Source organism: Cupriavidus sp. F041 (genome assembly GCF_057814235.1).
Genome location: NZ_JBVASY010000001.1, coordinates 2,781,751 through 2,794,117, shown reverse-complemented (window position 1 = coordinate 2,794,117; position 12,367 = coordinate 2,781,751). Strand labels below are relative to the sequence as shown.

10 protein-coding genes and 3 pseudogenes are annotated in these 12,367 nt (G+C 60.6%); 4 read left to right on the top strand and 9 right to left on the bottom strand.

The features are described from left to right. Nucleotides 1-95 precede the first annotated feature (95 nt). Nucleotides 96-614: a hypothetical protein gene (locus ACZY0R_RS12730; RefSeq protein ID WP_488858733.1), complete on the top strand. Its 519-nt coding sequence runs from the start codon at nt 96-98 to the stop codon at nt 612-614. Between the two features lie 112 nt (nt 615-726). On the opposite strand, the pseudogene ACZY0R_RS12725 reads toward ACZY0R_RS12730, so the two are convergent. The 4 genes and pseudogenes from ACZY0R_RS12725 to ACZY0R_RS12710 form a co-directional block, all read right to left on the bottom strand. Next, a pseudogene (locus ACZY0R_RS12725) lies at nt 727-1,488 on the bottom strand (transposase); the annotation flags it as partial. Nucleotides 1,489-1,718: 230 nt separating this feature from the next. Further along, a pseudogene (locus tag ACZY0R_RS12720) lies at nt 1,719-2,819 on the bottom strand (IS5 family transposase). A gap of 332 nt (nt 2,820-3,151) precedes the next feature. Then, entirely contained in the window at nt 3,152-3,706 is a 555-nt protein-coding gene (locus ACZY0R_RS12715) for a hypothetical protein (protein WP_488858732.1), read from the bottom strand. A 570-nt stretch (nt 3,707-4,276) separates the two neighbouring features. Next, a complete protein-coding gene (locus ACZY0R_RS12710; RefSeq protein ID WP_488858731.1) occupies nt 4,277-5,320 on the bottom strand; it encodes a Vgb family protein in 1,044 nt (347 codons plus the stop codon). A 327-nt stretch (nt 5,321-5,647) separates the two neighbouring features. On the opposite strand from ACZY0R_RS12710, the gene ACZY0R_RS12705 reads away from it, so the two are divergent. Further along, nucleotides 5,648-6,658: a GlxA family transcriptional regulator gene (locus ACZY0R_RS12705; RefSeq protein WP_488858730.1), complete on the top strand. Its 1,011-nt coding sequence runs from the start codon at nt 5,648-5,650 to the stop codon at nt 6,656-6,658. A 2-nt stretch (nt 6,659-6,660) separates the two neighbouring features. On the opposite strand, the gene ACZY0R_RS12700 is transcribed toward ACZY0R_RS12705, so the two are convergent. Then, nucleotides 6,661-7,269, bottom strand: coding sequence for a glutathione S-transferase family protein (locus tag ACZY0R_RS12700; protein ID WP_488858729.1), 609 nt, complete (start codon nt 7,267-7,269; stop codon nt 6,661-6,663). A 62-nt stretch (nt 7,270-7,331) separates the two neighbouring features. Then, nucleotides 7,332-8,426 (bottom strand): S-(hydroxymethyl)glutathione dehydrogenase/class III alcohol dehydrogenase, encoded by a 1,095-nt coding sequence (locus ACZY0R_RS12695; protein ID WP_488858728.1) that lies wholly within the window; start codon nt 8,424-8,426, stop codon nt 7,332-7,334. Nucleotides 8,427-8,595: 169 nt separating this feature from the next. On the opposite strand from ACZY0R_RS12695, the pseudogene ACZY0R_RS12690 reads away from it, so the two are divergent. Further along, nucleotides 8,596-8,944, top strand: a pseudogene (locus ACZY0R_RS12690) (alpha/beta hydrolase-fold protein); the annotation flags it as partial. 99 nt (nt 8,945-9,043) lie between these two features. Here the strand turns inward: ACZY0R_RS12690 and ACZY0R_RS12685 are convergent. Then, on the bottom strand, nt 9,044-10,345 hold the full coding sequence (locus tag ACZY0R_RS12685) for an aminotransferase-like domain-containing protein (RefSeq protein WP_488858727.1): 1,302 nt from the start codon (nt 10,343-10,345) through the stop codon (nt 9,044-9,046). Beyond that, nucleotides 10,336-10,551 (bottom strand): hypothetical protein, encoded by a 216-nt coding sequence (locus ACZY0R_RS12680; RefSeq protein WP_488858726.1) that lies wholly within the window; start codon nt 10,549-10,551, stop codon nt 10,336-10,338. Before ACZY0R_RS12680 ends, ACZY0R_RS12685 begins: the two co-directional genes overlap by 10 nt. A gap of 341 nt (nt 10,552-10,892) precedes the next feature. Between ACZY0R_RS12680 and ACZY0R_RS12675 the strand changes: the two genes are divergently transcribed. Then, a complete protein-coding gene (locus tag ACZY0R_RS12675; RefSeq protein WP_488859668.1) occupies nt 10,893-11,588 on the top strand; it encodes a TetR/AcrR family transcriptional regulator in 696 nt (231 codons plus the stop codon). A 40-nt stretch (nt 11,589-11,628) separates the two neighbouring features. On the opposite strand, the gene ACZY0R_RS12670 is transcribed toward ACZY0R_RS12675, so the two are convergent. Continuing rightward, nucleotides 11,629-12,303 (bottom strand): isochorismatase family protein, encoded by a 675-nt coding sequence (locus ACZY0R_RS12670; protein ID WP_488858725.1) that lies wholly within the window; start codon nt 12,301-12,303, stop codon nt 11,629-11,631. Nucleotides 12,304-12,367: the final 64 nt, after the last annotated feature.

Here is a 12,367-nt window from a genome sequence, read left to right as displayed (position 1 = left end):
CCGCGGTCAAGGGGCTCTGGAGCTTGGGCTGGAATCATTACGCAAACAACCGCCGGTTCGCCGGAGTGGAACATGAGATTGAGTGAGGTAACACCATGCGTACGCTGCTGTATTTCAGGCTGAATGACGTCGCTACGGCGAGGCTGGCGCAAGCGCGATTTGGCGAGCTGGCCGGTACATCCGCACTCGTCGCGGGACCGTGGTTTGTCCACCGCGACAATCAGGCAGTTGACGGATTGCCGAGAATTGACATCGGCCAGACGACATATCGCGAAGAAGCGGCGATCACCGGACTTTTCGTCGGCGCGATCATCGCCGCGCTGGTAATTTTCAGATACGGAGTGTCCGCCGGTACGGGCGCCACTGCCCTTGCGTATGTTGGCGCTATCGCGCTTGGCGCGATGATCGGCTGGTGGATCGGCGGATTGGTCGGCGTCAAGATCGGCCGCCTCGGGCTGGGGCGGCAGAAAGCGCAAATGGCACCGGGCCAGTTACTGATGATTGCCAGTTGCGACTCGAAATCCAAGGAATCCATGAAGCGGATGATCAACGAACTGGGTTGCGTCAGTATCGACGAGCACAGCGACCTGATGCCGAACTTCAGGTGGGTATGATTGCCGGAAGGGATCTGCCTATGCGGTCCCGGAAAGATACGGTACGCGGCTAAAAAAAAGGAGGGCCAGTCCGAATTGCCCCCCAAGACGTTGGACAGTTAAATCGCTAGGCGCCTATACCCGCCAGCCGCGTCAGCAGTGCGATCGCGGGTTGTGCGCCGCTGCGGACCTGATGCTGCTGGAGTGTCTCAATCGTCCTGATCTGCTTGGCTACCAGCGTCAGGCGCTCGAACTCGCGCTCAATCTCGGCGCGCAAACTTGGCAACAGTCGCTCGGCGTGCTGAGTCCACCAGCCCGCCCACGCACGGCCACCGATGCGCTCGACTCGCAGGTTGTGCAGCACCAGCAGCGACCGGATCCGGTTGCTGTGCGCGGTGCGCTCCTGCCGCAGGCGCCCGAGTTCCCGGTGCACGCGCCGCTCATCTTCCTGCTGTGGGCTGGGGATCCGCGCAACGGCCCACACCCGCCGTTCACCAGCGTAGTAGCGCATCAGCATCGACAGCAGCTTGTCGCTGTCGAGCCGGTCCGTCTTCGCGCGGCGCGCGCGCCGGTTGACTTCGATACTGGCCGAGTCCACGACGAGGTTGGCGATCCCTTGTTCGGTCAGCCAGCGGTGCAGCCAGAAGCCGTCACGGCCGGCCTCGTAGCAACTGCGCACCGGCGCCTGCGCGGACAAGCCGCAACGTGTCTTCGCCTTCGTGATTGCCGTCAGCACCGACGCTGTGTCCCCTGCTGCGAGCGAGCATCGGCTCGGCGCGCGTACGCCGTCACCCAGCGACAGCTTCCAGCTCTTGTCACCCAATTCGAAGGCGACATACAGCCAACCGATGACTGCCGTATCCTGCCCTCGAAGGGCTGTATCAGGCGCATTCATTTGCGTGCTCCTTTCGAAAAACGAGTGTCCGATTCCTCGTTTTACTCCAGGGGGCTTACCTCCGCGGCCCTTCCATAGTATCTAACAGGCTGCTGAAGTACTAACCGCACAAGCGGCAAGACTTCCCGCTTCATGGCTGATGCGCCCCTATTTTTCAGAATCCGGAAGCCGCGCGTCACTTCATCGATTTTTCGATGATTTGGCGCCCGTTTCTGGCCTCATTACCGCGATTACTGCAACTGCGGACGGATTTGTCCTAGCGAGCGCATGCGCACCAAGTTGTACGCGGCCATGCTCAATACAAACATCTGGTCAACTTTCTTCAGTCCGCGCACCATTACCTGACGCATGCGCCCCACGGTCTTGGCCCAGCCAAAGCCTTGTTCGATCAGCTTGCGCTTTTGCTGCGAAATGGCATAACCCCAATGCAGGCGATCTCATCCGGATCCGCCGAGCGTCGCCCGGAGGTGTTTTGCGCCACGTGGGGCGTGACCCTCATCTCAAGGCAAGCCTCAATGAACTCGGCCGCGTCATACCCCTTGTCCGCACCCACCGTGACTTCCACGTTCGCATCGTCGACCACCTGCCGGGCGTCGTTGACCATGACCTTGGCCGCTTCGCGCTCTGCATGCCCGTCAGCACTTGTCACCAGCGCGCTGACCACCAGGCCGTGCCAGTTGTCGCTCAGGGTATGGCCCATGTAGCGCAACTCACTGGCGGTTTTGCCTTTACGGTAGAGCCGGGCATCGGGGTCGGTCTTGGACTGGTGCGTTTCGTTGCTGCGTTTGCGGCCTTTGAAGTTGCCACCATCGTTGTCTTCGTCCTCGCCGTCTTTGCGTACAAAGCTCTTGTGGCCGGCCCAAGCCTGGATGAGTGTGCCGTCCACGCTGCTGAAGTGTTCGCCGGAAAGCCAGTCCTTCTTTTGCGCGATGGCCAGTACTTCGTTGAAGAATTCGATCGCTGCATCGTGCTTGATCAGGCGTTCGCGGTTCTTGGTGAATACGGTGGGCACCCAGACTGCATCGTCCATTGCCAGGCCAATGAACCAGCGAAACAGCAAGTTGTAGTGCGTCTGCTCCATGCAGCTGACGTTCGGAGCGAACGCTGTAGAGCACCTGCAGCGGCATGGCCCGCAACAACTTCTCGGGCGCGATACTGGGCCGACCGCCCTCGATATCGGCCTCGTACATCCCGGCGAACAGCCGGTCCATCTTCGCCAACGGCTGATTGGCCATGGTGCGGATCGAGCGCAGCGGGCGAGACTTCGGTACAAAATCCTCGAGCCGCCGCATGGTGAACAGGCTTTCGGTGAAGGTGTCGGTGCCGCGCATCCCTTGGTGGCAGATATGTTGACTACGGCAAACCATCTCTTCGAGAGGGACGACCGAGAATGCACCTTCTCGGCTCCCCGTCGCCCCTCAAGCTAAACGTTCCTGAACGTCCGCTATTCGATACTGGCTAGTTCCGCTTTGGGTCGGAGGTACGGCCGGACGGCCGCGCGCCCGCCACGGTCGCTTCCCGGCCAGATAACGGAATAACGCAACTTCCGGCCACAAGCCGCCATGCCGCGGGAGTGTGGCGCGCCCGCCCAACGGGCATCATCCGTCGGCATGTCAGCCGCGCCCTCCGTCGCGAAGCGAGAGGGAGTGTCCCGCAGGACGCCTTACTTCCCGGCCAGTGCTGGGAATTGCGGGTTCGTCACGACCTGCTTCAGCAGTTCCTGCACGGCGGGGCCAAAGGCGTCAGCCACATTTTTGCACGCGCCGGCGGCAGTCCAGCTCGTGTCGAACGGATATTTGACCGAGACCTTATAGCCCTTGTCAGCAGTCGACTTCACGGCCATCGTGAGCTGCCAGTACGCCGGCGACACGGAGCTGAAACTTAGTTCTTCGATGCGTCCCTCGATCGGGGCACCTTTCACGTCATAGGATTGAGCCATCAGGAGCTCTTCCTGGAAGGCGTCCTTGATGTACTGCGACGGCGTCTTGCCCGGCGCTACCCTTACCGGACCGTTCAGACGACACAGCGGGCTTTCATCGACGCCCGGCGCCAGACCGACGTCGGCAACGCTGACCTTCTTCGGTTGCAAGCTCTGCTGGATGGCGATGACATTGGCGGCGGAGGCCTTGTAAGGGATCGAATTCGTCGTCTCGCAACCTGTCAATAAAGCGCCAGCGGCGCAGAGGGTAGCAACAAGGGCAATCTTGCTTTGCTTCATGTTTTTCTTCCAGATGGGTTAAAGGGGCCTTGACGGTAAGCGGGCCCGCAACGATAAACGGACGAATACCGGGGCAAATGAACCCCACCTTAGGAGGGACCGCTGCTTTTCTGCCATGCGGCAAGCGCAAATGGCAGCTTCGACTACGGAAGTTGGCAGTCAAGTCGCAGCTCACATCCGTCCCCCCGCTTCCGGCTTCCAAGTTCCGCCAATTTCGCATATTCGCCCCGAATCCATAGCGCGCCATCAGTATTTTCAACGTGCCTCGTGCACAAGACCGTACGGCAACCAGGAACCGGCGCTCTTCTGCCGGATCTTCCGCGGCACCCGCGAGGATCATTCCGCCGACCAGCGCTGCGAGCGCACCCATTGCCTCGCGAATCCGCCCGTTTCGTGCTTGGCTTCGCTGCCCGAGCCATCGCAAATAGGCACGGACGCTTCTGCTGCAGCTTTCACGCACCACGGCTTCGGCACGCGCGAGTTCGGTGCCACACGCAGCAAGCGCACAACCCCGCGCGGGATGCTCGCAATGTGTTCCGGCATATTCGACGGCGTCACAGCCGTGCGCCATCAATGGCCGCTGGCATCGGCCGCGCCGGACCGGTAGCGCAGCAGATGGTCGGTGCCGGATTCGGGCAGCCAGACTTCTCCCGGACGGCCCATTATCTGGCGTACGTTCGCGTGCGGGCGCGGGAGCGTGAGCACTTCGAATTGCTCGGCGCGCGGGTCGAAACGCACGAGCGCGTTGGCGCTCCATTCGCTAAGCCAAACGATGTCCCGGTCGTCGACGAATATCGCGTACGCATGCGGGTCGTGGCCGGGCAGCCGCCATTCGCGCCATTGATGCGTTGCCGGGTCGAACACGCCGACTTTCCCAGCGCTCCACTCGCTGACCCAGATGCGCCCTTTCGAATCGGCCCATACGCGTCGTGCACCCTGATTTGGCGTCGGCGGCTCGATGACCTGCGCCGCGCCGCTGGCGGGATCGATGCGGCCGAGATAGCTGCCGGCCAGTGACGCGAAGTACAGGCTGCCGTCAGGGCTCACGCAAATGCCGTAGGAGCCAGGCCCGCGCGGCGCATCGAAAACGCGCATGCTGGCGCGCGCTGGGTCGAGCTCGCCGTAGATGCCGCTTTGCCCCGTGAACCACAGATGCCCTCGCTTGTCGAAGACCGATGTATTCAGATTGGCGTTCGGCCGGTCCTTCGGTAGTGGGAAACGCGTCACGGCAAGTGTCTTCGGGTCGATACGCACGATCGCGTTCTGGCCGCCGTCCGTGATCCATGCCGCCCCATCGGGACCGACGATCACGCCGTGCGGCGCCGACCCTGCGCCGAGCTGCACCCTGTCGGCCTTGCCGCTGCGCGGGTCCAATCGTTCGACCGCGCCCTGTGCCTGCGCGGTGTACCACACGGTGCCGTCGAGTGCCGGTGCGACGTCGTGCGGCGCGCTGCCTGCAGGAACGGCAAACGTCTCGAACAAAGGCGACTGCGCCTGAGCCGAAGCCATGGCGAACAAGACGCTCACGAGGGCCGATGCACATAACGGGGCCAGCACGGATTCAAGAATCCTGCTCACCGCTGCCACAAAACTTCCCTTCTCGACTTCCAGCATGTCCGCCTCCATGGCCGAGGATGCGTCGCAAAGTGCGCCTACGGCTTCATTGTTGCACTGGTCCCGGCCGGTGGGCAGGACTCGGCCATGAACCGTCGTTCGCCACCTCCGCGCCGCCGCAATTCGAGCGGCTGCTCCGCTTTGAAATCAGCCGCACGGCTGACTCGGCGATTCACCCCGGCACACCGCCCCTTGCGACGCGCCCCGAGCATCGGTGTGGAGTCGCGGCGCAGTTTGTGCGCATGTTTCGTCATGCAAGAATGGGGAAACGCTACTATAGGAAGCATTGCTCCAAACTGAAGGCGTATTGCCAAACGTGGCGCCTGCATGAGAACTACCGTAGACATTGTCATCTATCCCGGCTTCAAGGCAATCGAGGCCGTTGCCGCAATCAACGTTTTTGACTATGCAAACACCCGGTTGCGGCAGCTAGGCTCTGAACCGGCATACGACCTGCGCCTTATCGGCCCCGTTGCTGGCGCAGTGCAGTCCGACACGCTGGTTTCGCTAAATGCGACCAAAGCGCTGAGCAGCCTTTCTCCTCCCGACGTTGCGGTGATTGTCGGCGCTCGCGACATCATGAGCGTCATGGCGTCCTCCGCTGATGTGGTTGACTGGTGCCGCGCCTGTTCCGGCAGGGTAAGAAGCATGGTGGGACTGTGCTCAGGGAGTTTCTTCCTTGCTGAAGCGGGCCTGCTGGAGGGGCGGCGGGCTGCCACGCATTGGAGCGTGGCTGACCTGATGCGCGAGCGGTATCCCAGGATCGCGGTGGATGCGAACGCCATTTTTGTACGCGACTCGCACATCTGGACATCCGCTGGCGTGACCGCGGTATTTGACTTGATGCTTGCGATGGTGGAAGAGGACCTGGGCCGGGACATCGCCCTGTCTGTTGCCAGGGATCTTGTCGTCTATCTGAAGCGGCCTGGCGGACAGTCCCAGTTCAGCCAACATCTGCTCAGCCAGATGACAAACCATCCAACGGTTCGCGATGTGGAAGACTATATCCATCGATCGCCGAAAGCGGACCTTTCGGTCGAAGCGCTCGCCGCACGCGCGCTGATGAGCATGCGAAACTTCTCAAGGGTGTTCTTGAAGGAAACCGGTCGTACTCCTTCGGAGTATGTGGAGCAGATCCGCATGGATGTTGCGCGGCGTCTCCTGGAGGACAGCGAGCAACCGCTGAAATGGATCGCTGCGGAGAGCGGCTTTGGCTCGGAAGCTCGCCTGAGACAGGTGTTCCAGCGGCGCCTGAGCGTTACCCCGGGCGCCTATCGCGAGCGCTTCACGAGCACCGGAATCAAAAAGACCGTAGAAGGCTCTTCGTCCTGCGCCTAGTCCTATTGTGCTGCAGGAATGCCGGGCATCGGAATGAAGCCCGGAATCATCTTGAACCGATCCATCCAGCGCAGGACATTGGGATACTGCGAGAGATCGATGCCGCCCTCGCCGGCCAGAGCCGTATAGGGGAAGCAAGCAATATCGGCGATCGTCGGACGTCCAAGCTCCAGCCACTCCTTGTCGGCAAGATGGGCATTGAGGATGCCAAAGACGCGGTGGGCGCCAGCCTGGAGCTTCTCAAGATCCAGGGGATAGTTAAGGATCTTCACCAAGCGCGCGCCGGCGGCATTCATGATCTCGCCGCCGCCCGTTGCGAGCCATTGGCCGATACGGCCGGTGCTCTCGCCTTCGGCGGGATACCAGACACCCAGGCTGTCATACTTGCGCGCAAGATACGCAAGAATGGCCTGGGCATCTCGCAGCCGCAGTCCGCCATCCTCCAGGATGGGGATTTCGCCGAATGGATTAAGCGCAAGATACTTGTCCTTCTTGTGCTCCTTGCTCACGAAATCGACGTTGTGCTTCTCGTATTGCAACCCGAGAATGTTCAGAAACAGGCGGACTTTGTAGCAGCTACCGGACAGCTCGAAATCGTATAGACGGACCATATTTGTCTCCAGTGGTATCAGGGGTAATTTGAAGCAGCATCATGCTTTGCCGTGCCCTCGACTCAGTACAACACGACGGAGCGGATTGACTCCCCATCGAAGCCATCGTTGATGCGCTCGAGCGGTAGCGTGTGCGTGATCAGGTCGTCAATATTGAGCTTGCCTTCCATGTACCAGTCGACGATCCTGGGCACATCGGTGCGGCCGCGTGCGCCGCCGAAGGCTGAGCCCTTCCATTCGCGCCCGGTGACGAGCTGGAATGGGCGCGTCGATATCTCCGCGCCGGCCTCGGCCACGCCGATGACGATCGACTTGCCCCAGCCCTTGTGGCAGCACTCGAGCGCCTGCCTCATGACCTTGGTGTTGCCTATGCATTCGAACGAATAGTCGGCGCCGCCGTCGGTGAGCTGGACGATATGGTCGACCACGTTGTTCACGTCCTTCGGGTTGACGAAATGCGTCATGCCGAACTTGCGCGCCATTGCTTCGCGCCCCGGGTTCAGGTCCACGCCGATAATCTTGTCCGCGCCTACCATCCTCGCGGCCTGGATCACATTCAGGCCGATGCCGCCCAAGCCGAACACAACCACGTTGGCACCGGCTTCAACTTTGGCGGTGAACAGCACCGCGCCCACGCCGGTGGTCACGCCGCAGCCGATATAACAAACCTTGTCGAACGGCGCATCCGGGCGGATCTTGGCCAGCGCGATTTCCGGCACCACGATGTGGTTGGCGAAGGTCGACGTGCCCATGTAGTGGAAAAGCGGCATGCCGTCGACCGAGAAGCGTGAGGTGCCGTCCGGCATCAGGCCCTTGCCCTGCGTGGCGCGAATCGCCTGGCACAGGTTGGTCTTTCGCGACAGACAGAATTTGCACTGCCGGCATTCCGGCGTATAGAGCGGAATCACGTGATCGCCGGGCCTTAGCGAGGTAACGCCAGAACCCACGTCGGTGACAATGCCCGCGCCTTCATGGCCGAGGATCGCCGGGAAAATGCCTTCCGGGTCCGCGCCGGACAGCGTGTAGTAGTCGGTGTGGCAGATTCCGGTAGCCTTCATTTCCACCAGCACCTCCCCCGCGCGCGGGCCTGCCAGTTCCACCTCCTCGATCGTTAGCGGCTTTCCCGCGCTCCATGCAACCGCAGCTCGTGTCTTCATCGGTGTCTCCATAGATTCGATGGTCAACTGCAGAAGAAATATAAAAGGCGGTCGTTTCGTGGTGTTCCGGAGGGCGCAAACTTGTCCGAAATCCATTGCAAGATGGCCGACCGCCGAAATCCGATCGCGATATCTTCCAGCGAACAGAGCGCGCTTCTGCGCTCGTGCAATATCAGCGCCATCCCGGTGTCCTTGGGGCGAAAAAGCACTCCGTGGCTATCTAGGCGAGGATCGGACCCAATGGAAGCGATACGACGCGTCCGCGTTAATGCTTGAACAAGGGAGTGCCCCATTCCCTGAGGGAATTCTTATCGACCAAGGGCTAGGCGACGAATTCCTTGCAGAACAGCTCCATCCCGATGCCTTTGCTGAGGCCTGCACTGCAGTCAGACAGCGGCTGACTTTGCGCTAGCACGAATGCTACGATCACGGCTACTTCTTTATCGCCACATTCATCGAATCATATGCGACATCACGCTGGCATCCTGAGCAACGTGGAAGTCCAGTTCAGCACGTAAATCGGCACGGCGCTGCCAGCGGTGTGCCTGCATCTGTTATGCGGCCCCCACGCCATGCGTGGGGACCGACACCCACGCTTCTGCACGCGTCCGCCGGATTCAGCGGTCCAGGGCAATGGCCGACATATCGCCAAGAAAGGCGTGGAGTTCCGGCGAATCGCAGTATGCGACATTGAACCTGAACCAGACGGAATCGGGAGCTGTATCGACCCGAAATCGGTCGCCGGATGCGAGTGCGATTCCCGCACGTCTCCCGGCATCGACAACCGTCTGTCCGTTGAACGCCGGACTCGGCGCAACCTGCCACCCGGCGCTCACGAACATGCCACCGCGAGGCGCCGCCAGGGGCGCCATGCGAAGCTCTGCGAGCGTGCCGAGAAACCGTTCCCGGTCGTTGGATAAGCGCGTGCGCAAACGATCGATATAGCGACGGTGACTGGGGTCCGACAGCACCTCGAATACGCAGCGCTCGTTGAGCTCGGACGTTGTTAGGCCGCTGATCATTTTCATATTCAGCAGATCTGATACCAGCCCGTCCGGGGACAGGATATAGCCCACTCGCAGCGATGGCGCAATCGTCTTTGAAAATCCACCAATACATACCACGCGGTTAAGACCATCGAGCGCGGCGAGCGAGGCATCCGATGGGCCGCTAAGATCCCGAAAGGTATCGTCCTCGACGATCCAGAAGTCGTACTGCTCCGCCAATGCGATGATGCGGTGTGCATTGGCCATGGAAAGCGTCGTGGATAACGGGTTCTGCTGTGCCGTGTTGATGACGATGGCTTTCGGGCGGTGCAATCCTGCCAACCGTGCAAGCGCATCCACATCAAGTCCGTCACCGGTACGGGGAACGCCCACGACATTGATGCCCGAATTGCGCAGGAGATCGTGGAAGCAAAAATATCCCGGATCTTCCACCAGCACCGTATCGCCCGCACGCACGAGCTTGCGCATCACGAGGTCCAGCCCATGTGTTACGCCGTTCGTCAGCACAATCTGATCGGGGGAAACGGGGCAGAAGCGCTCGCTGAAATCACGCGCCAGGATTTGCCTCAACCGCCGAAAGCCAAGCGGATGACCATAGCCGACGAGCCGCTGTGCCGGCATTTTCGTCGCCTGGCGGAGCGCCTGCAGCAGCAGGCTTTCGCTGCACCACTCGGGCGGAAGCCAGCCGCACCCCGCGGGCAACATGTTCGGTTGCTCGTTCCAGACCTCCACGGAAGTCCAGGGACTATCGCCGTCGCCGGCAAGCCGCAACCTGGCGGGCGCGTCGTGGAGCGGCGGAACCTGCGCGGAGCGTGAACCGACAAAATAGCCCGAACCCGGGCGGGAGTTGAGTACCCGGCGAGAAACGAGAATTTCGTAAGCCTCCGTGATTGTAAACTTGCTTACCCCCAAGGCCTTCGCCACTCCCTGACCGAGGGCGTTTTGGTGCCCGGCTTCAGATGCCCGGACTCCACGAGCCGATCAAGCTTGCCGACGATCTGTTCAACCAAGCTGATCCCCCGCTGCCGCTCGACGCGCAAATCATCCAGCAACGAGGATTCCCTGTGAGCCGAAAGCGCGCCGGGAATGTGCGTGTCGATTGCATAAAGCTGCGGCATAGGGCTATCTCTTCAAGATTCCGTTTTCTGCCAGATACCTGCTGGTACCCTCGCGAGACTCAGCTCGCCCTTGAAAATAACGCACGACAATTCACTGTACTATAGTACATTAAACAACATGTGTCGCGCCAAATTGGTTTCTACCGCATTGCGGCGACCTGCTGCAGGTAGCCGCGAGACGCAGGAGCACGGCAACCGACGCGACTCAGTGTCGATACGCTTGAGGTCCGGCCCCTTTGCGGGTAACCTTCAGACCGAGGTTCATTCAATGAACACATGTCGTGACAAGGGCTTGCTTGAGGCGACGACGCTCCTCAGAATCTTCGGAAACCGTGATCGAAATGGCGATATCACCCAAAGGCAAGAAAGACGTACCGTCGGCAAAGTCGAATGGCCGGCCTTCGCTTCGGGAGGCCTACAAGCAACAGACGCGTGAACGTTTGCTCGACGCTGCACTGCAGATTTTCGATGAAGTCGGCTTCAGCAACGCCACGATCGAGCAGATTGCAACCAGGGCGGGCACGAACCGCACGACCTTCTACCTGCATTTCAAGAGCAAGGTGGACCTCGCCAGTATCGTGATCCTAAGAGCCGAACCAGATATCCGGGAAGTCATGCTGGCGCTCAACCAAATGGTCAATCCCACATGGCGGGATGTACGGGCATGGCTGAATCAATGGGTCGCCCTGACGAGCAAGCAGAAGGTCGCGTTTGATGTTGGTTCCCAGTTGATGACCTCCGTCGATCCCGACGCCTCTGCCTCCTATCTCGAACGCGGACGCCGATACGCGACTCTCCTGGAGAATCATCTCGCCCGCTTCGAAGGCAACGCGCGGAAGGCCACCCTGACACGCTATGCCGTGATCATGATGGCGATCCACCAGACCATATGCAACAAGGAGTTCCGCGGTTGCCAGTTCGACAACGACGAACACCTCGATGTTCTGGCGGACATGTTGTGGACCGGTCTGTCGATGGACATCAACGCAAGGAAAGCGCCCGCACAAGTGAAGCCACCTGCACGGGTCAAGGCATAAGCTAGCTTCATCCAGACAGCAGCGACCGCCGGCGCTGAAGTCAGCGCATCCGCTCGAGAACTTCCCCGCTGGTGAGCACATCGCCGAATTGCTGGATGATCGTTTCCAGCGATGACTGATGTTCCTCGTCGGACAGTGCCGCGCAGCAGTTGGATACCATCACCATATTGAAGTCCAGCATCATGCCGTCACGCACAGTCGACTCACAACAGACGTTGGTCTTCGTTCCGGCGATCAATAGCGTGTCGATGCCGAGCGATCGCATCGTACGCTCCAGCGAGGACGAACCGGGAATCAGGGCGCTATAGCGCGTCTTGAATATTGTCAGGTCGCCGGGCGCGGTCTCGAGGCCGGGCCAGACCGTCTGAGCCCCGGGCGTCAGGCTTTCGATCGTCCTAGCCTTGACGTCCTTCGCCACGATATTGTCGAAGAACATTTCCCAGTCGCTCCTATCGCCGATACGCGCATTGGCGTGCAATACCCATACGATCGGCACCCCCAGTTGACGCAAACTACGCGTCAACTGATTGATACCAGGAACGATGGCTCGGGCGCCTGGAACCTCGCCGGGCGCCCCCGCCTCGCAAAACAGATGCTGCATGTCGATGATAACCAGCGCGGCGCGCGCGGGATCGATTCGATCGAACCAATGCACGCGACCACGGCGTGCGAGGACCCGATCAATAATGTGAGGGCGAATGCTGATGTCGTGCATGACGATAACTCTGCTGAAGGGATGGATGGTTCTGTGCGCGTGAAGGCGTGAGTCGCCGCGCACG